Source organism: uncultured Sphingomonas sp., assembly GCF_964250165.1.
Classification (GTDB): Bacteria; Pseudomonadota; Alphaproteobacteria; order Sphingomonadales; family Sphingomonadaceae; genus Sphingomonas.
The window spans coordinates 15,857-33,820 of sequence record NZ_CAXUEK010000016.1 but is presented as its reverse complement, the minus strand read 5'-3'; the positions used below and the strand labels follow the sequence as shown (position 1 = coordinate 33,820).

General features: G+C 71.8%; 17 protein-coding genes. 11 read left to right on the top strand and 6 right to left on the bottom strand.

Going from position 1 to position 17,964, the window contains the following annotated elements; all coding sequences use genetic code 11:
* Window positions 1-102: 102 nt before the first annotated feature.
* Both ctaD and coxB read right to left on the bottom strand, forming a co-directional pair.
* The gene (ctaD, locus tag ACFE64_RS05400) at window positions 103-1,800 is read right to left on the bottom strand and encodes a cytochrome c oxidase subunit I (RefSeq protein WP_375391433.1); all 1,698 of its coding nucleotides are present in this window, start codon (window positions 1,798-1,800) and stop codon (window positions 103-105) included.
* A 4-nt stretch (window positions 1,801-1,804) separates the two neighbouring features.
* Window positions 1,805-2,941: a cytochrome c oxidase subunit II gene (gene coxB / locus ACFE64_RS05395; RefSeq protein ID WP_375391457.1), complete on the bottom strand. Its 1,137-nt coding sequence runs from the start codon at window positions 2,939-2,941 to the stop codon at window positions 1,805-1,807.
* A 171-nt stretch (window positions 2,942-3,112) separates the two neighbouring features.
* On the opposite strand from coxB, the gene pyrE reads away from it, so the two are divergent.
* The 6 genes from pyrE to ACFE64_RS05365 all read left to right on the top strand — a co-directional run bounded on the left by pyrE (window position 3,113) and on the right by ACFE64_RS05365 (window position 8,273).
* Entirely contained in the window at window positions 3,113-3,691 is a 579-nt protein-coding gene (gene pyrE, locus ACFE64_RS05390; protein ID WP_375391432.1) for an orotate phosphoribosyltransferase, read from the top strand.
* Window positions 3,692-3,768: 77 nt separating this feature from the next.
* Window positions 3,769-4,764, top strand: a complete 996-nt coding sequence (locus ACFE64_RS05385; protein ID WP_375391431.1) for a serine hydrolase domain-containing protein — start codon at window positions 3,769-3,771, stop codon at window positions 4,762-4,764.
* Window positions 4,765-4,915: 151 nt separating this feature from the next.
* Complete coding sequence (locus ACFE64_RS05380; RefSeq protein WP_375391430.1) at window positions 4,916-5,653, top strand: pyridoxine 5'-phosphate synthase; 738 nt, start codon at window positions 4,916-4,918, stop codon at window positions 5,651-5,653.
* Window positions 5,654-5,806: 153 nt separating this feature from the next.
* Window positions 5,807-6,217 (top strand): holo-ACP synthase, encoded by a 411-nt coding sequence (gene acpS / locus ACFE64_RS05375; protein WP_375391456.1) that lies wholly within the window; start codon window positions 5,807-5,809, stop codon window positions 6,215-6,217.
* Complete coding sequence (gene lepB / locus ACFE64_RS05370) at window positions 6,217-7,179, top strand: signal peptidase I (RefSeq protein ID WP_375391429.1); 963 nt, start codon at window positions 6,217-6,219, stop codon at window positions 7,177-7,179. The genes acpS and lepB overlap by 1 nt, the downstream gene beginning before the upstream one ends.
* A complete protein-coding gene (locus tag ACFE64_RS05365) occupies window positions 7,176-8,273 on the top strand; it encodes an AI-2E family transporter (protein WP_375391428.1) in 1,098 nt (365 codons plus the stop codon). The genes lepB and ACFE64_RS05365 overlap by 4 nt, the downstream gene beginning before the upstream one ends.
* Here ACFE64_RS05365 and ACFE64_RS05360 read toward each other — a convergent pair.
* On the bottom strand, window positions 8,240-9,298 hold the full coding sequence (locus ACFE64_RS05360) for a glycosyltransferase (protein ID WP_375391427.1): 1,059 nt from the start codon (window positions 9,296-9,298) through the stop codon (window positions 8,240-8,242). The genes ACFE64_RS05365 and ACFE64_RS05360 overlap by 34 nt on opposite strands.
* 212 nt (window positions 9,299-9,510) lie before the next feature.
* On the opposite strand from ACFE64_RS05360, the gene ACFE64_RS05355 reads away from it, so the two are divergent.
* The 3 genes from ACFE64_RS05355 to ACFE64_RS05345 are packed head-to-tail and all read left to right on the top strand — an operon-like array spanning window position 9,511 to window position 12,171.
* Window positions 9,511-10,458, top strand: coding sequence for a hypothetical protein (locus ACFE64_RS05355; RefSeq protein WP_375391426.1), 948 nt, complete (start codon window positions 9,511-9,513; stop codon window positions 10,456-10,458).
* Window positions 10,449-10,973 (top strand): DUF2141 domain-containing protein, encoded by a 525-nt coding sequence (locus ACFE64_RS05350; RefSeq protein ID WP_375391425.1) that lies wholly within the window; start codon window positions 10,449-10,451, stop codon window positions 10,971-10,973. Before ACFE64_RS05355 ends, ACFE64_RS05350 begins: the two co-directional genes overlap by 10 nt.
* Before the next feature lie 13 nt (window positions 10,974-10,986).
* Window positions 10,987-12,171, top strand: a complete 1,185-nt coding sequence (locus tag ACFE64_RS05345) for a glycosyltransferase (protein WP_375391424.1) — start codon at window positions 10,987-10,989, stop codon at window positions 12,169-12,171.
* Here the strand turns inward: ACFE64_RS05345 and ACFE64_RS05340 are convergent.
* Both ACFE64_RS05340 and ubiG read right to left on the bottom strand, forming a co-directional pair.
* The gene (locus ACFE64_RS05340) at window positions 12,168-13,688 is read right to left on the bottom strand and encodes an ArnT family glycosyltransferase (RefSeq protein ID WP_375391423.1); all 1,521 of its coding nucleotides are present in this window, start codon (window positions 13,686-13,688) and stop codon (window positions 12,168-12,170) included. The genes ACFE64_RS05345 and ACFE64_RS05340 overlap by 4 nt on opposite strands.
* A complete protein-coding gene (gene ubiG, locus ACFE64_RS05335; RefSeq protein ID WP_375391422.1) occupies window positions 13,681-14,406 on the bottom strand; it encodes a bifunctional 2-polyprenyl-6-hydroxyphenol methylase/3-demethylubiquinol 3-O-methyltransferase UbiG in 726 nt (241 codons plus the stop codon). The genes ACFE64_RS05340 and ubiG overlap by 8 nt, the downstream gene beginning before the upstream one ends.
* A gap of 52 nt (window positions 14,407-14,458) precedes the next feature.
* On the opposite strand from ubiG, the gene ACFE64_RS05330 reads away from it, so the two are divergent.
* Window positions 14,459-15,736: an aspartate kinase gene (locus tag ACFE64_RS05330; protein ID WP_375391421.1), complete on the top strand. Its 1,278-nt coding sequence runs from the start codon at window positions 14,459-14,461 to the stop codon at window positions 15,734-15,736.
* A gap of 10 nt (window positions 15,737-15,746) precedes the next feature.
* Window positions 15,747-17,180 carry a glycosyltransferase family 39 protein gene (locus ACFE64_RS05325; protein WP_375391420.1) on the top strand — a complete coding sequence of 478 codons (1,434 nt, stop codon included), beginning with the start codon at window positions 15,747-15,749 and terminating at the stop codon, window positions 17,178-17,180.
* 122 nt (window positions 17,181-17,302) lie between these two features.
* Here ACFE64_RS05325 and ACFE64_RS05320 read toward each other — a convergent pair whose 3' ends face one another.
* Window positions 17,303-17,938 (bottom strand): DedA family protein, encoded by a 636-nt coding sequence (locus tag ACFE64_RS05320; protein WP_375391419.1) that lies wholly within the window; start codon window positions 17,936-17,938, stop codon window positions 17,303-17,305.
* Between the last annotated feature and the right edge of the window lie 26 nt (window positions 17,939-17,964).

Genomic DNA, 17,964 nt, shown 5'->3' with positions numbered 1-17,964 from the left:
GCGGGAGTGAATCCCGCCCCGTCGGTCGTCGGCTGAAGCCGGCGCCGCCCGGCTGTCGCGTCCGCCGGGCGGACCGGCGCGCAGCTTCGCTCCGCGCCTCGCTCAGCTGTGGTGGGCGTCGCCCCCGTCGATCACCGGCAGCGTCTCGAACTGGTGGTAGGGCGGCGGGCTGGAGAGCGTCCATTCCAGCGTCGTCGCGCCCTCGCCCCAGGGATTGTCGGGCGCCTTGGGTCCGGCGAACAGCGAGTAAAGGACGTTGACGAAGAAGATCACCATGCCGACGGCCATGATCATGTAGCCGACCGTCGCCACCCAGTTGAAGTGGGCGAAAGCATCCGGATAATCCGGATAACGCCGCGGCATGCCCTGCAGCCCCAGGAAGTGCATCGGGAAGAACAGCACGTTCACGCCGACGAAGAACACCCAGAAGTGCGCCTGGCCGAGCAGCTCGTTGTACATGCGCCCCGACATCTTCGGGAACCAGTAATAGAAGCCGGCGAACAGCGAGAACACCGCGCCGAGGCTCAGCACGTAGTGGAAGTGCGCCACCACGTAATAGGTGTCCTGCATGTAATCGTCGACGCCGCCATTGGCGAGCACGACACCGGTGACGCCGCCGACCGTGAACATGAAGATGAAGCCGATCGCCCAGATCATCGGCGTCTTGAACGACAGCGAGCCACCCCACATCGTCGCGATCCAGGAGAAGATCTTGATGCCGGTGGGCACCGCGATCACCATCGTCGCGGCGGTGAAATACATCTTGGTGTTCACGCTGAGGCCGGTGGTGAACATGTGGTGCGCCCACACGACGAACCCGACCACGCCGATCGCGACCATGGCATAGGCCATGCCGAGATAGCCGAACACCGGCTTGCGGCTGAACGTCGCGATCACCTGGCTGACGATGCCGAAGCCCGGCAGGATCATGATGTAGACTTCGGGATGGCCGAAGAACCAGAACAGGTGCTGGTAGAGGATCGGGTCGCCGCCGCCCGCCGGATCGAAGAAGGTGGTGCCGAAATTGCGGTCGGTCAGCAGCATGGTAATGGCGGCCGCCAGCACCGGCAGCGCGAGCAGCAGCAGGAAGGCGGTGACCAGCACCGACCACACGAACAGCGGCATCTTGTGCAGCGTCATGCCCGGCGCGCGCATGTTGAAGATGGTGGTGATGAAGTTGATCGCGCCCAGGATCGAGCTCGCACCCGCCAGGTGGAGCGACAGGATCGCCATGTCGGTCGACGGCCCCGGCTCGCCATAGGTGGATAGCGGCGCATACAGCGTCCAGCCATTGCCCGCGCCGCCGAAGAAGGGCGAGGCGAGCAGGAGCGAGAAGGACGGCACCAGCAGCCAGAACGAGATGTTGTTCATGCGCGGGAACGCCATGTCCGGCGCCCCGATCATGATCGGCACGAACCAGTTGCCGAAGCCGCCGATCATCGCCGGCATCACCATGAAGAACACCATGATGAGGCCGTGGGCGGTGATCATCACGTTCCACAGGTGGAGCGAGTGGTCGAGGCCCTGTTCGCCGCCGGGCAGATACGCCGCCCAGGTCGTCAGATACTGGATGCCCGGATGCGCCAGCTCGGCGCGCATCAGGCCGGAGATCGCGCCCCCGATGATCCCCGCGAAGATCGCGAAGATCAGGTAGAGCGTGCCGATGTCCTTGTGGTTGGTCGACATGAACCAGCGGGCGAAGAACGCCGGCTTGTGGTCCGCATCCTGGTGACCATGATGCTCGTGCGCATCGTGGGGCGCGAAGGCATAGCCCGAAGGCGAGAGGGCGGTATCGGTCATGCGCTTACTGTCCGGGATTGCCGGCGCCGGACGGATTGCCCGTCGCGCCCTGCGTGAGGGGGGCCGCCTGGCTCGGCGGATTCATGCCCGCGGGCGGCGTCTTGAACGCACCGGCGGGCGGCTGCACCGCGCCGTTCGCGCCCGGCTGCGGAATCACCTTGTCGGAGGGAACGATCGCGCCCGGCAGGTGCCCGCCCTTGGCGACCACCCAGCGCGCGAAGGTGGCGCGGTCCACCGCTTCCACCGCGATCGGCATGAAGGCGTGCCGCGCCCCGCACAGCTCGGAACATTGCCCGAAATAGAGGCCCGGCCGCTCGATGGTGAAGCTGGTCTCGTTCAGCCGGCCCGGCACCGCATCCAGCTTGATCCAGAAGGCCGGGATCGCCCAGCTGTGGATCACGTCGGCCGACGTGGTGATAAGGCGGATCGGCACGCCGACCGGCAGCACGACGCGGTTGTCGACCGCCAGCAGCCGCGGCCCGTCGGCGTCGGTGCGTGCGCGGTCGCCCGGCTGGACCTGGTCCTTCTCCTTCAGGAGGTTGGCCGTGACCTCGAAATCGCCGAGGTCGGGGTAGTTGTAGGTCCAGTACCACTGGTTGCCCGTCGCCTTGAGGGTGATCGCACCGGCCGGCGCCGGCTTGAACTGCGCCTGGAGCAGGCCGATCGAGGGCACCGCGATCATCACCAGCATGATTACGGGGATCAGCGTCCAGGCGACCTCGATCGCGGTGTTGTGGCTGGTGCGCGACGGGATCGGGTTCGCCGCCTTGCGGAACCTCACCACCGCGAACACCAGCAGCGCCAGCACGAACAGCGAGATCACCGTGATGACGGGGAACAGGATCGAGTTGTGGAACCAGCGCGCGAACTCGCCATTGCGCGTCACCTGCGTCTGGATGCCGAACACGCCGTCATTGGGATGGCCGATGACGGGATCGACCGCCATCGCCGGCGCACCGTCCTGCGCGAGCAGCGGCGAGGCGGGGGCGGCGGGAGCCTTGGCGGCGACGGTGGTGGGCGCGGTGCTGGCCGCGCCGGCGGGCGCGTGCGCCGGTTGCTGCGCGGCGGCCGGACCGGCCAGCGCGAGGCCGGCGGCCACGACAAGGGCGGGGAGGAGGGTGGAAAGCCCCAGCTTGCGCATCAGTATCGTCACCTCGGGTCCGCGCGGCGGAAGGGAGGCCCCGCGCAATGGAAAGTTCCGGTTTCCCGTGGCCTATAGGCAAGCGCGCCCGCCGCCTCAAGCCGCCAATCCCGCGCCCTTGCTTTACGTTGCATGAGGCCGCCCCTAGAAGGCCGGCGCAGGGAGGCGCACGTGACCGACGACGAGGTGCTGGCCGAGTTCCGTGCGGCGGATGCGCTGCTGGAGGGGCATTTCATCCTCTCCTCCGGCCTGCGCAGCCCGCGTTACCTCCAGTGCGCACGCGTGCTCATGGATCCGCGACGCGGCGCCCGCCTGGCCGACGCGCTGGTCGCCCGCCTGCCTGCCGAGGTCAAGCAGCGGGTGACGGCGGTGGTCGCCCCGGCGATGGGCGGGCTGATCGCGGGGCACGAGGTGGCGCGCGCGCTCGGCGTCGAGTCGATGTTCCTGGAGCGGCCGACGGGCACGTTCGAGCTGCGCCGCGGCTTCCGCCTCCAGCCCGGTCAGCCGGTGCTGATGATGGAAGACGTCGTCACCACCGGCCTGTCGTCGCGCGAGGCGATCGCCGCGATCGCGGCGGCAGGCGGCGAAACGGTCGCGGCGGCGGCGCTGGTCGACCGATCGGGCGGGACCGCGGCGTTGGGGGTGCCATTCTATCCGCTGATCCGGCTGGACGTGCCGAGCTATGCGGCGGACGCGCTGCCGCCGGAGCTGGCGGCGGTGCCGGCGGTGAAGCCGGGGAGCCGGGCGTGATCTCGGCGATCCTTGCGGCGGTGCTGGCCGTTGCTCACCCTCACCCTTCCGCGCCTTCGGCGCTCCCTCCCTCCCCCATGGGGAGAGGGAAAGGGCCCGCCGCCGCAGGTGGCGGGAAGGGTGAGGGTGAGCACGAAACGCCCGATCAGGTCGCCCGCCGCTACCACCTCGCCGGCGAGGTGCTGGTGGCACAGGGCGACCGCATCCTGCTCGAGCGTGCCTACGGCCCGATCGCGCCCAGCGGCGGGCCTCAGCACAAGGCGGGCGAGCGCTGGCGGCTGGCGTCGATCACCAAGCAGGTCGTGGCGACGATGATCGTCAAGAGTATCGATCTGGCTGCTCTCGACCGACCGATCAGCGCGCCGGAGGAGCGCGCCAGCATCGGCCAGCTGACTCTGCGGCAATTGCTTACCCACCATACAGGGCTCGCCAATCCCGACGATACGCCCAAGCTGGCAAGCGGCGTCCCGTCATTCTATGCGGCGAACGAGCCCGATATCGGATATTGCTTTTCCGCGCCGGGACGTCCCGGCGCGGCGTTCGCCTATAACAATTGCGACTATATCATCGCGTCATTCCAGCTCGCTCTTCACGATGCCGACGACCCCGCGACCTGGAAGGGCGTGCATTGGGCCGAACCGGATGAGCGGGGCGTGCCCGGCTACGTCGACGGCAAGCCAGAACCCGCCTTCCAGCTCGCCAGCTGGGGCGCAGCCGGCGGGCTGATGGGGACGGCCAAGGCAGTGTTCGCCTTCGACCGTTCGCTGATGACGGGCAAGCTGCTCCCGCCCGCGGCGCTCGCCGAATTGTGGAAGCCCGAGGGACACGGTTCCTATCAGGCGCTCGGCCAATGGGTGTTCCCCGGCCAGCTGAAGGGCTGCGCCGCGCCGAAGCGGATCGTCCAGCGCGACGGCGAGATCTATGGCGTGCAGGCGCGCAACTACATCCTGCCCGACGATGGGCTGGTCGTGATCGTCTTCACCAATCGCTCGTCCGGCGATTTTTCGATCGGCGAGGTGTGGGAGGGGAAGGGGTTCGCCTACGACCTGCTGAGCGCGGCGGTGGGGTGTTGAGGGCTCTCCGATCCTCCCCGGCACGGGGAGGTGGCGCGCCCGTAGGGCGTGACGGAGGGGGCCCGAGTCGGACGTGTCGCCCAGCCAAGGGCCCCCTCCACCACCGGCTTCGCCGGCGGTCCCCCTCCCCGTTCCGGGGAGGATTGGCGGTATGACCCTGCGCCTCGGCGTCAACATCGACCATGTCGCGACCGTCCGGAACGCACGCGGCACCAACTATCCCGACCCGGTCGCCGCGGCACTGATCGCGGCGCAGGCCGGGGCGGACGGGATCACCGCGCACCTGCGGGAGGACCGGCGGCACATCACCGACGCCGATATCGCGCGGCTCGCGGCGGAGCTGGCGATCCCGCTCAACCTGGAGATGGCGGCGACCGACGAGATGCTCGCCATCGCGCTCCGCCACCGCCCGCACGCGGCCTGCATCGTGCCCGAGAAGCGCGAGGAGCGCACGACCGAAGGCGGCATCGACGCCGCCGGGCAGCACGACCGGCTCGCACGGATCGTGGCAGCGCTGGGCGCAGCGGGAGTGCGCGTCTCCCTCTTCATCGAGCCCGATCCGCGCCAGATCGAGGCGGCGGTGCGGCTCGGCGCACCGGTGGTGGAGCTGCACACCGGCCGCTACGCCGAGCTGAACGGCCCGGAGGACGCGGGCGCGCGGGCGGCGGAGCTGCGGCGGCTCTCCGACGCGGCGGCGCTGGCAGCGAAGAACGGGATCGAGGTCCATGCCGGGCACGGGCTGACGGTGGGCAATGTCGCGCCTGTGGCGGCGATCCCGCAGGTGCGCGAGCTGAACATCGGCCATGCGTTGATCGCCGACGCGCTGTTCGTCGGGCTGGGCGAGGCGGTGCGCGCGATGCGGACCGCGATGGACGCGGCGCGTGGGTGAGGCCGCTCCTCCCCGGCGCGGGGAGGGGAACCGCGCTCGCAGGGCGTGGTGGAGAGCGCCCCGATCTGAGCGACCCGCTGGTGACGGAGCCCCCTCCACCACCGCCGCTGCGCGACGGCGGTCCCCCTCCCCGTTCCGGAGAGGAGCTTGGCGGTGATCCTCGGGCTGGGATCGGACCTCTGCTCGATCGAGCGGATCGCCGCCAGCCTGGCGCGGTTCGGAGAACGATTCGAGCAGCGCTGCTTCACGCCCGTCGAGCTCGCCCGCGCCGCCAGGCGCCCGTTCACCCGCGCCGGCACGCTCGCCAAGCGCTTCGCCGCCAAGGAGGCGTTCGCGAAGGCGCTCGGCACCGGCTTCAGGCACGGCGTGTTCCTGCGGGACATCGGCGTCGTCAACGCGCCGTCCGGTCAGCCGACGCTGCAGCTCACCGGCGGCGCCAAGGCGAGGCTTGACGCGTTGACGCCGCCCGGCCACGTCGCGCGGGTTCACCTGTCCATGACCGACGATCACCCTTGGGCGCAGGCGTTCGTGGTGATCGAGGCGGTTCCCGAAAGCGCTCCCTGATGTCCGACCTCGCCCCCGACGCCGCCGCCGAGCCGGCCCCCGCCGCGCCGGCCCACGCCGCGCCGGCGCGGCGCAAGACGGACTGGTGGGGCGAGATCAAGGGCATCTTCTGGCTGCTGCTGGTGGTGCTCGGCTTCCACTCCTTCGTCGCCAAGCCCTTCTACATCCCGTCCGAATCGATGCTGCCGGGGCTCTTGGTCGGGGATCGGCTGGTCGTCTCCAAGTTCGCCTATGGCTGGTCGTTCGTGTCGCCCACCATCCCCAATCCCGTCGGCATCTTCGACAGCCTGGTGCTGCGCGAGCCCGGCGCGGGCTGGGCGGTGGGGCTGCCGCCGATCAAGGGGCGCGTGCTGGGCCGGCTGCCCGAGCGCGGCGACGTGGTGATCGTCACCCCGCCGGGCACCAACAACGACTATATCAAGCGCGTGATCGGCCTGCCCGGCGACACGCTGGAGGTGCGCGGCGGCACCGTCATCCTGAACGGCAAGCCGGTGCGGCGCGGGCCGCTCCACTATGTCGACGTGCCCGATTATGGCGGCGTGATCGCGCCCGACGGCAAGGAGACCTGCGACGAGGCCGATTACGGCCCGGACGTGCGCCGTCCCGGCCCCGGCGGGCAGCTGACCTGCCACCTGCCGGTGGTGACCGAGACGCTGCCCAACGGCCGCCGTTACGACACGGTGGAGCTGGGGCAGAGCATGGGCGACGATTATGGCCCGGTGACGATCCCCGCCGACCACGTCTTCCTGATGGGCGACAACCGCGACCGTTCGGCCGACAGCCGCTTCCCGCTGGAGGCGCAGGGGCTGGGCGGGCCGGTACCGTATGAGAATATCGGCGGCCGGGCGGAGTTCATCACCTTCTCGCTGGACGGGACGACGTCGCTCAACCCCGTCACCTGGTTCACCTCGCTGCGCGGCGGCCGCGCCGGCGCCAGCCTCCATGCGCCGCGGGCCCGATGAGCGAGCCCGCCCCGATCGAGCGGCCGTCCGATCTGGTCCGCGGCCCCGGCCCCAACGAGATGCGCGATCCGTTCGTCCGCCAGGAGCTGACGCGCGCGACGGTTTGGGTGGGGATCGTCGGCGCGGTGGCGCTGGCGGTGATCCTGGCGGCGCCGCTGCTGATGATCTTCGGCGGCGTCGTCGTCGCGGCGATGCTCGACGGCGGCGTGCGCCTGCTCGGCCGCATCCTGCCGATCGGCCGCGGCTGGCGGCTGCTGATCGTCGTCCTGCTGACGCTGCTGTTCGTGGTGGGCACCTTCACCCTGCTCGGGGTCCAGGTGACGCAGCAGATCGCGCAGCTGCGCGACACGGTCGAAGCGCAATATTCGCGCGCGACCGCGTGGCTGACGCAGCTGGGGGTGATGCCGTCGGGCAGCGACGTCGGCGGGCTCGTGCGGCAGGCGGCGGGGCAGCTCGGCCGGGTCACGAGCTGGGTCGGGACTGCCGTGGGCGCGCTGACGACGCTGGTGTTCATCGTCGTGCTCGGCGTGTTCTTCGCGATGGAGCCGCGCCTCTACGAGCGCGGGCTGCAATGGATGGTGCCGACCGACCGCCGGCCGGAGTTCGCCGTCACCACCGAGCGGATGGGACGCACGCTGCGCCGGCTGCTCGCCGGCCGTTTGATCGGCATGGCGGCGGAGGGCGTGCTGACCTGGCTGGCGCTGATGATCGGCGGCGTGCCGATGGCGCTGGTGCTGGGCATCATCGCCGGGATCATGGCGTTCATCCCCAATATCGGCGCGTTCATCACCGGCACGCTGATGATCGCGGTCGGCTTCAGCGCCGGCGTCCACACCGGGGTGTGGGCGCTCGCCACCTGGGCGGTGGTGCAATCGTTCGACGGCTACGTCGTCGTGCCGATCGTCGCCCGGCGCACCGTCGATCTGCCGCCGGCGCTGACGCTTTCGATGCAGATCCTGCTGAGCGCGCTGTTCGGGGTGCTGGGGCTGATGTTCGCCGACCCGCTCACCGCAATGCTGAAGGTGGCGCTGGAACGCAGCGCCGAGCAGCAGACCCGCGATCAGCCGACCAGGCGGTCGAACAGCGCGAGATAGCGTCCGGCGGCGTCGGCGCCCGGCTGCGGCTGCGGCGGCGGGCGCACCGCGTCGGGCGCGAGCCATCGGCCGAGCGCGGCCGCCAGCGCCGCCGCATCGCCCCGCGGCACGACGTCGCCCAGCGCCGGCGACCAGACGATCTCCGCGACGGCCGGGCTGGCGTCGGTCGCCACCACCGGCGTCGCCACGGTCAGCGCTTCGCGCAGCACGCCGGGCACGCCCTCGAAATCGGAGGGCAGCGCCAGCACCGTCGCGCGCGCCATCAGCGGCAGCGGGTCCGCGACATGCCCGACGAGGTGGAGGCGCGCGTCCACCCCCAGCGCCGCCGCCTGCGCGCGCAGCGCCGCGCGCTCGGGCCCCTCGCCGGCGATCACCAGCGGCACGCCGGGGAGCGCCGGCAGCGCCGCGACCAGCCGGTCCCAGCGTTTCTGCCGCGCCAGCCGGCCGACACCCAGGATGAAGGGCGCGGTCGGCAGCGGCGGCAGCGCCGCCCCGGGCCGGGGAACCGCGGGCGGATTGGCGATGACGCTCACCCGCGCCGCCATGCCGGTCGCCGCCGCGGCCGCCGCCGCGCTGGCCGGCGTCATCGCGACGAGATGGTCGAGGAAGCGCGCGTGCAGCCCGAGCCAGGCCTGGTGGCCGAGATCGACGATCCGGCCATGGTCGCCGCGCCGGACCGCGTTCGACATCTTGGCGACCACCGGCGGGCAGGCGCGGCCGAGCCGCAGCCGGGTCCAGGCGGCGATGGCCGTGTAATAATTGCCCGGACAGAACAGGATGTCCGGCGCGTGCGCGCGCACCTGCCCGGGCAACGCCGCCGCGAGCCGCCGCATCGACGCGGCGCCGAGCGCCACCACCTCGACGCCGGCCGGCAGCTCCGCCGCCAGCGGCCCGGCAGCCGTGCCCAGCACGAGCGTCACGCGCCGCCCCGCCGCCGCCCAGCCGCCGGCGAGCCGCAGCAGCGCGCGTTCCACGCCGCCGCCCGCCAGGTCGCGGGCATAGGACAGGATGTGGTGGGCGGGCACCGCCGGTGCTTAGAGCAAGGCCGGCCCGTCTGAAATCGGCCGTTCGCCGATGTGTGCCGTCACGTCACCCATCGTTGCGGGCTGGAAATATCGCGGCGCTACGCCCGGTCCATCGCGACCGCCCGCCGCCCCGTTCAGCTTCCCGCAATCTCCCGAAAGCCTTTAGCCCGCGGTTATTCTCGCCTACCAACGCCCGTTCGACCCCAACGCAAGTGACCCTCATCACCGCGCCATTGGCCCCCCTCGCGTCCGATGTCCTGCCCGCGGCGATGCCGCTGCCGGGGCTGGAGCCGCTGCGCTCGGTGCGGCCGCGCTGGCCGACGCTGCTGGCGGCGCTGCTGACGATCGCGATGGCGGCGGGGCTCGCGCACCAGCTGTTCCACCGCGGCCTGGCGGGGCTGACGCGTTCGACTCCGACCGACCCGCGTTTCTGGCTGTGCTTTGCCGCCTTCTACATGTCGCTGCCCGTGGGCGACTGGCTGATCTTCCGCAAATTGTGGGGCATCCCGGCGAGCGGGCTGGCGGCGTTGCTCAAGAAGCGCATCGCCAACGACGTGCTCGTCAACTACACGGGCGAAGCCTATTTCTATGCCTGGGCGCGCGCGCGCGCGACGCTGGTCGCAGCCCCGTTCGGCGCTATCAAGGACGTCTCGATCCTGTCGGCGATCGCCGGCAACGCGCTGACGCTGGCGATGCTGGTGATCGCGCTGCCGCTCGGGCGCGGGCTGCTCACCCCGGCGCAGTTCCGCGAAGGCCTGTGGTCGACGGTGCTGCTGGTCGCGATCTCCTTGCCGTTCCTGCTCTTCTCGCGCCGGGTGTTCTCCCTGCCGCCGCGCACCTTGTGGGCGGTGTTCGCCTTGCAATGCGCGCGCGTCGTCGCCAGCTCCACCTTCACCGCGCTGGCCTGGCATTTCGCGTTGCCGGCGGTGTCGGTGGGCATGTGGCTGTTCCTGGCGGCGGGACGATTGCTCGTGTCGCGGTTGCCGCTGGCGCCGAACAAGGAGCTGTTGTTCTTCACCTTCGCGACGCTGCTGATCGGCCAGCACGATCGGCTGATCCAATTGCTGGCATTCTTCGCGGGGCTGACGCTCGCGATCAACGCGGCCCTGATCCTGGTCTTCGTCGGCCACGGGCTCGCGACACGGAGGAAATGGTGGTGACCCTGCGTAACCTTGTCCCGCTGGCGCTGCTCGCGCTCGCCGCACCGGCCGCGGCCGGCGCGGGTATCCTCGGCGGCGACGCGCCCGCCTGCGCGAACGGCGAAGGCCCGGCGGTGCTGGCGACCATCGTCGGCCTGAAGGACCGCAAGGGCGAACTGAAGCTGGAGCTCTACCCCGCCAATAACCAGGATTTCCTGAAGGACGACCGCGACCTGCTGAAGGAAGGCAAGCTGTTCCGCCGCATCCGGGTCGCGACGCCCCAGGTCGGTCCGGTGGCGATGTGCATGCGCGTGCCCCGGCCGGGCCGCTACGCGCTGCTGTTCACCCACAACCGCGACGGCAAGAACAAATTCTCGATCTGGGCCGACGGCGCCGGCTTCGCGTCCAACCAGAAGCTGGGGCGGGCGCGACCCCAGGTGGATCAGGCGCTGGTCGACGTTCCCGCGGGGGTGACGCAGGTCACGATCCATGCGCAATATCTGCGCGGCCTTTCCGGCTTCGCCCCGCTGAGCTAGGCACGCGGTCGCGATGCGCATCGTCGACGTCAACGAGCTCTACTCGCCCACCGGCGGCGGCGTGCGGACCTATGTCGATCGCAAGATGGCGATCCTGGCCGACATGGGCCACGAGCTGATCGTCGTCGCGCCGGGGCGTGAGGACCGCGAGGAGGAACGGCCGGGCGGCGGCCGCATCATCTACCGGCGCTCGCCGGGCATGCCGTTCGACAACAATTACGGGCTGTTTTGGCAGGCCGAACCGATCCACGCGCTGCTCGACCGGTTCGACCCCGATGTGGTGGAGTGCTGCTCGCCGTGGCGTCCCGCCTGGATCGTCGCGGACTGGCAGGCCCGGAGCGGCAAGCCCGTCGCCAAGTCGTTCTTCATGCACAACGACAATGTCGAGGCCTATGCCAAGACATGGCTGGAGAACGTGGCGTCGCCCGAGCGGCTGGAGCGGGCGTTCGCCTGGTACTCGCGCTACCTGCAGCGTTTCCTCGCCCGCTTCGACACGGTGGTGACCAACGGCCCGGCGCTGACCAAGCGGCTGCGCGCGCGCGGCGTGCGGGTCGATGCGTCGATGACGCTGGGGATCGAGCGGCGTCATTTCTCCCCGGCGCTCCGCGACGAAGGGCTGCGCGCGGCGCTGCTGGCGCAATGCGGGTTGCCGCCCGAAGCGCGCCTGCTGGTCGGCATCGGCCGCCATCATCGCGAGAAGCGCTGGCCGATGGTGATCGACGCGGTCAGCCGCGCGGGCGCGACGCTGCCCGTCGGGCTGGTACTGCTCGGCCAGGGCATGGCGACCAAGGCGCTGGAACGGCATGTCGGCGACAGCCCCCACATCCGACTGTTCCGCCCGGTCTACGACCGGCATCGGCTGGCCCAGATCATGGCCTCGGCCGACGCCTTCATCCACGGCTCGTCCGCCGAGCCGTTCGGCCTCGTCGCCTATGAGGCGCTGGCGTCCGGCCTGCCGATGATCGTTCCCGACGAGGGCGGCGCGTTCGAGGCGGCACGGCCGGGCTATGCCGAGAGCTATCGCGCCAAGGACGCGCACGCCTGCGCCGCGGCGATCGGCCGCCTGTTCGCCCGCGATCAGGACGCGCTGCGGCGCGCCGCGGCGGCAGCGCCGGTCCGCTCGGACGAGGAGCACGCGGCGGCGCTGATGGCGCACTATCAGGACGTGATCGACCGCCGCGCGCAGCTCGCCGCTTAGCGCAGCCAGAGGCGGAAGCGCGTGCCGGGCACCGCCGTCGCCCGATAGCCGCGCCGCGCCGCCTCCGCCGCCAGCCGCGCATCGAGCCGGTCGTCGCCACTGGTCCACGCCCCCTCGCCGCCGACCAGGATCGCCGCGGACAACGGCGCGGCGCCGAGCGCGTGCCGGCCGAGCAGATGGAGCGCCCGCTCGTCCACGACCAGCCGGCGGCTGCGGAAGAAGAACGGGCCCGCGGCGAAGCGCGGATCGGGCAGGCGGCCGGTGGCGGGCAGGAACTCGGGCGAGAGCGTCGCGACCGGACCGGTCGCGCCCGCGCGGTCCAGCGCCGCGCCGATCGCGCGGCCGTCGCGCCAGGCGGCGGGCATGGCGGGACGGCCACTCGCCAGTGCCGCGATCGTCGGGCTCAGTCCGGCGGCGGCGAAGACGACGGCCGATATTCGCATCGCCCTTGAAGGCGGGATCGCGGCCCGGCGCGCCGCCAGCATGACGAACAGCGGCGGCAGCAGCGGCAGCAGATATTGCCGCCAGGTCGGCGTCGGCCCGAGCGCGGCGGCCAGCCCCGCCAGCACGAGCAGCGCCAGCATCGCCGGCATCCGGCGGCGGAGCACCAGCGCGAAGGCGAGTAGCGCCGGCCCGAGCGCCAGGAACTTGACGAGGTCGCCGAGCTTGGCCCAGCCGGTCAGCTTCCAGGCTTGGTCGGCATAATAGTCGGCGGGCGCGATGCCGGGAAAGGTGAGGACGCCGAACACGAAGCCGGCCGGCGCCCGCGCGGCGACGGCGGCGACGAGGAGCACGACCGGCGCCGCGCCGAGCGCGACGAAGCCGGGGCGATGACCGCGCGCGCGGGCCAGCGCCCAGGCGGCATAGGCCGCCGCCGGCAGCGCGTAGCTGATCTTGGCCGCCGCCGCCGCCGCGAGCAGCGCGCCCGCGCCGAGCGCGCTCCACCGCGTGCCCCAGCCCCGCTCGGCCCGGATCGCCAGCCACAGCGCGCCGGCATAGCAGGCCGCGGGCAGCGCATCGTTGCGCGCGGTGCCGATCGAGAACAGGAAGGCGTCGCAGCAGGCGAGCAGCCCGACCGCCGCGCCGGCGGTCCGCGCCGGCGCGACCAGCCGCGCCGCCCGCCACGTGCAGACCAGCGCCGCCGCGCCGCACAGCGCGTTGGCGAGCCGGAGCGCGGGCCACAGCGCGGCGCCGGCGATCCAGGCGAGCGGCGCGAACAGGAACGGTTGCAGCGGCGTCTGCAGGTAGGCGAAGTCGCGATAGGGCAGCAGCCCGTGCGCGGTAAGCGCGACGGCGGCGACATACTGGCTCTCGTCATGGTCGATCGGCCGCGCCAGCGCGAGGAGGCAGAGGAGGACGGCGAGGGCGGGCCAGACCGAGCTCCCTCTCCCCTTCAGGGGAGAGGGTCGGGGAGAGGGGGACGCCGGTTGGAACTGTGCGGGCCGGTCGGCCCCTCTCCCGACCTCGCCTGCGGCTCGGCCAACCTCTCCCCTGAAGGGGAGAGGAACCTCAGCCACGAACCGCCGTCAGGAAATAATCGAGCGCGGTCGATTCGGAGAGCGCGAAGCCCCGGCCCACCGAAAGGGCGAGGCCCTGCGTATCGATCACGCGCAGGCCCGCGCCGGCCAGGAGCGCGGTCAGCTCGTCCGGCGTCAGGAACTTGTTCCAGTCGTGCGTGCCGCGCGGGATGCGGCCGGTTCCTTCCGCCAGCCCGATCAGCGCCAGGCGCGACAGCGGCGTGCGGTTGGGCGTGGACATGACCAGCAGCCCGCCCGGCGCGAGCGCCCCCGCCAGCCCGGCCGCGAAGGCGGTGCGGTCGGCGACATGCTCCACCACCTCCAGCGAGGTGACGAGATCGAACGCCTCGCCCGTCACCACCTCGATCCCGCCGGCGCGATAGTCGATCGTCAGCCCGCCCGCCTCGGCATGCGCGCGCGCCGCCGCGATCACCGCCGGCGCGGCGTCGATTCCGGTCACCGCCGCGCCCAGCCGCGCGAGCGGTTCGGCGAGCAGCCCCGCGCCGCAGCCGACGTCCAGCGCGCGCCTGCCCGCGAGCGGCCGGAAGCCGGTGGAGTCGCCGCCCCAATGCGCATCGATCCGTGCGCGCAGATAGGCGAGCCGCGGCGGGTTCAGCCGGTGGAGCATGGCGGACGCGCCCGCCGGGTCCCACCAGTCGCCCGCCAGCCGCCCGAAATGCGCCGCCTCGTGCGCGTCTACCGTGGTTGCTTCAGCCATGACCGGCTCCTAACAGGACGCGCCCGTGCTCCCAAGGACCCGACGCCCGCTCATGCCCCGTATCGTGATGAAGTTCGGCGGCACCTCCATGGCCGGGATCGAGCGCATCCGTTCGGTCGCCGCGCGGGTGAAGCGCGAGGTCGACGCCGGCAGCCAGGTCGCGGTCGTGGTGTCGGCGATGGCGGGCGAGACCGACCGGCTCGTCGGCTTCTGCCGGGAGGCATCGGCGCTCTACGATCCGCGCGAATATGACGTCGTGGTCGCCTCGGGCGAGCAGGTGACGAGCGGGCTGCTCGCGCTCGCGCTGCAGGCGCTGGGCGTGCCGGCGCGCAGCTGGCTCGGCTGGCAGCTGCCGGTCCGCACCGACGCCGCGTTCGCCAAGGCGCGGATCGAGGAGATCGACACCGCCGCACTCGATCGGGCGCTGGCGACGGGCGAGGTGGCGGTGATCCCCGGCTTTCAGGGCGTGCATGACGGCCGCGTCGCGACGCTCGGCCGTGGCGGCTCCGACACCTCGGCGGTCGCGGTCGCGGCGGCGATGGGCGCGGAGCGCTGCGACATCTACACCGACGTCGACGGAGTCTACACCACCGATCCGCGCATCGTGCCGCGCGCCCGCAAGCTGGCCAAGGTGACGTATGAGGAGATGCTGGAACTCGCCAGCGTCGGCGCCAAGGTGCTGCAGACCCGTTCGGTCGGGCTGGCGATGAAGGAAGGGGTGCGCGTTCAGGTGCTGTCGTCGCTGACCGGCCCGGAGGCGCCGATGGCGGCGACGCTGCCCGGCACGATGATCGTCGGCGAGGAAGAGCTTGGGGAGGAGATGGACGCCGTGGAACGCCAGTTGATCACCGGCATCGCGCACGACAAGAACGAGGCCAAGATCACGCTCACCGCCGTGCCCGATCGGCCGGGCGCGGTCGCCAGCATCTTCGCGCCGCTCGCCGACGCGGGGATCAACGTCGACATGATCATCCAGAACGTGGCGCACGGCGCGCGCGGCGACGGAACCGGCTCGACCGACGTCACCTTCACCGTGCCGCAGGCGGACCTGCCGCGCTCGCTCGACGTGCTGGGGCGCGGGCAGGCGGCGATCGGCTTTGCCGACGTCATCCACGACACCCGCGTCGCCAAGATCTCGGTCGTCGGCGTCGGCATGCGCAGCCATGCGGGCGTCGCGAGCCGGATGTTCACCACGCTCGGCCAGCGCGGCATCAACGTCCAGGCGATCTCGACCAGCGAGATCAAGGTCTCCGTCCTGATCGACGAGGACGAGACCGAACTGGCGGTGCGCGTGCTGCACACCGCCTATGGCCTGGACACGGCGGAGTAGGCGGCAGGGCATGACGCGCCGCGGCATCCCGCTCGTCCTCGCCGCGCTCGCCTGGTTCTCCTGCGTCTGGTTCGGGTCCTGGGAGCTGAACCCCAACACCGCCGTGCGCCTGTTCGCCGCGATCCGCATCGTGGAGGACGGGACCGCGACGATCGATCCGTTCGCGCCGCTGACGATCGACAAGGCCGTGTTCGGCGACCACGCCTATCTCGACAAGGCGCCGGGCATGACACTGACGGCGCTGCCGGCGGTGGCGCTGGCGGACCGGTGGACGGGCGAGCGCGCCGACCGGTTTGCACCGCTGGCGAGCGACCCCGGCTTCGCCCGCTACCTGCGGGTGCGGCTGCGGCTCGCGGTCGCGATCGGGCCGGCGGTGCTGACCGCGCTCGCCGCTGCGGCGCTGTACGGGCTGGCGCTGGCGCTGACCGGCAGTGCGACGGCGGCGCTGTTCGCGGCGCTCGGCTACGCGCTGGGCACGCCGGCCTGGGGCTGGTCGACGACGCTGCTCGGCCATGCGCCGGTGGCGGCGCTCTACGTCATCGCGCTCTGGGCGTTCGAGCGCGCGGCGGTGCGCGGGCGTGCGGGCGCGGCGGCGCTCGGTGGCGTGGCGCTCGGCTGGGCGGTGACGGTGGAATATCAGGCGGCAATCGCCGGCACCGCGCTGGCGCTCTTCGCGCTGTGGCGGTTCCGGCACGCCCCGGCGCGCTGGCTCCTCGCCGGCGCGGCGGCGCTGGGCGGGCTGGCGGGGCTGGCGCCGCTCGTCGGCTACAACCTGTTCGCGTTCGGCACCCCGTTCCGCCTCGGCTATCAGGGCGTGGTCGGGTTCGAGGGGATGCATCAGGGCCTGTTCGGCCTCACCGCGCCCAACCCCCGCGTGCTGTGGGAGATCACCTTCGGTCTCAGGCGCGGGCTGCTGTGGGTCGCGCCGGTGCTCGTCCTGGCCGTGCCGGGGCTGTTCGGTCTCGCCGCCGCGCGCCGTTCCAGGGCGCTGGGGATCGCCGCGGCGGCAACCGTGGCGATCGTGCTGCTGGTCAACGCCGCCTATGTCTATTGGGACGGCGGCAACGCGACCGGGCCGCGGCTGACAATTCCCGCGGTCGGGCTGCTTGCGCTCGGCCTCGCCCCGTTCTGGGCGTCGCTGAGGACCCGGCAGGAGCGACGGCTGGCGGCGGGCATGCTCGCGGTGTCCGTGCTCGTCAACGCGACGATCGCCGCGGGCGATATCTTCACGCCGCCCTGGGCGACGAGCCCGTTCGCGTGGATCTGGCGCGAGCGGCTGGTGACGGGCGACATCACCTCGCTCGGCCGCGACCTGTGGGGCTGGCCGGGCTGGACCGGGCCTGCGATCTGGGCGGCGGTCGCCCTCCCTGCCCTGCTCTGGCTGACGCGGGCAGCGCGATTGCGCGACGGCGGCCCGCGGGTTAGGACATTTATGGCCGCGTGATCCGCAGCCGCCGTTCGATGCGGGCTCGCCGGCGCGGGCGGGCGAGGCGCGCGTCGCCGCCTATCGCGCGCGGATCGCCCGGGTCGCGCCGGATCGCGACGCCCAGTTGCGCGCGCTCGCGGTCAGGCGCGGCTTCGCCTGACGCCGCGCAGGCGGTGCCACACGAACAGCGCCGCGCCCGCCACCAGCACCGCCAGCACCACCGCGTCGAAGCGGTGGAACCACAGCTTGACGCGCGGATCGCTGTCCCACCGCGCGCCCAGCGTCATGCCCACCCAGGCGAGCGCGAAGCACCACGGCCACGAGCCGAGCGTGGTGAAGATGTGGAAGGTCAGCCGGTTCATCCGCGCCATGCCCGCCGGAAAGGCGATGAAGGCGCGGATCACCGGCAGCAGCCGGCCGACCAGCGCCGCCACCGGCCCGAACCGCGCGAAGAAGCGATCCGCCTGATCGAGATGATGCGCGTCGACCAGCAGCAGGTGGCCATAACGCTCCGCCAGCGGCCGGCCGCCGCGCTTGCCCGCCTCGTAGGCGATCGCGGCGCCGATATTCTCGCCCAGCGCCGCCGCCGTCGCCGCGCCGACCAGCGTGAACTTGCCCTGCGCGACCAGATAGCCCGCGAAGGGCATGATCAGCTCGGACGGAAGCGGCACGCAGGCGGCGGCGATCGCCATCAGCAGCACGACGCCGGCATAGCCGCCCGCCGAGACGACGGCGATGACGAGGGCGGCGAGTGCCGAGAGGATATGATCGATCATGCCGGCGCTCGTAGAGTTGGATGACC

What these genes read in the sequence shown, in the direction of transcription:
- ctaD (WP_375391433.1), bottom strand. Translation starts at nt 1,800, where the DNA reads ATGACCGATACCGCCCTCTCGCCTTCGGGCTATGCCTTCGCGCCCCAC.
- coxB (WP_375391457.1), bottom strand. Translation starts at nt 2,941, where the DNA reads ATGCGCAAGCTGGGGCTTTCCACCCTCCTCCCCGCCCTTGTCGTGGCC.
- ACFE64_RS05385 (WP_375391431.1), top strand. Translation starts at nt 3,769, where the DNA reads ATGGGGAGAGGGAAAGGGCCCGCCGCCGCAGGTGGCGGGAAGGGTGAG.
- ACFE64_RS05380 (WP_375391430.1), top strand. Translation starts at nt 4,916, where the DNA reads ATGACCCTGCGCCTCGGCGTCAACATCGACCATGTCGCGACCGTCCGG.
- lepB (WP_375391429.1), top strand. Translation starts at nt 6,217, where the DNA reads ATGTCCGACCTCGCCCCCGACGCCGCCGCCGAGCCGGCCCCCGCCGCG.
- ACFE64_RS05365 (WP_375391428.1), top strand. Translation starts at nt 7,176, where the DNA reads ATGAGCGAGCCCGCCCCGATCGAGCGGCCGTCCGATCTGGTCCGCGGC.
- ACFE64_RS05350 (WP_375391425.1), top strand. Translation starts at nt 10,449, where the DNA reads ATGGTGGTGACCCTGCGTAACCTTGTCCCGCTGGCGCTGCTCGCGCTC.
- ACFE64_RS05345 (WP_375391424.1), top strand. Translation starts at nt 10,987, where the DNA reads ATGCGCATCGTCGACGTCAACGAGCTCTACTCGCCCACCGGCGGCGGC.
- ubiG (WP_375391422.1), bottom strand. Translation starts at nt 14,406, where the DNA reads ATGGCTGAAGCAACCACGGTAGACGCGCACGAGGCGGCGCATTTCGGG.
- ACFE64_RS05330 (WP_375391421.1), top strand. Translation starts at nt 14,459, where the DNA reads ATGCCCCGTATCGTGATGAAGTTCGGCGGCACCTCCATGGCCGGGATC.
- ACFE64_RS05325 (WP_375391420.1), top strand. Translation starts at nt 15,747, where the DNA reads ATGACGCGCCGCGGCATCCCGCTCGTCCTCGCCGCGCTCGCCTGGTTC.
- ACFE64_RS05320 (WP_375391419.1), bottom strand. Translation starts at nt 17,938, where the DNA reads ATGATCGATCATATCCTCTCGGCACTCGCCGCCCTCGTCATCGCCGTC.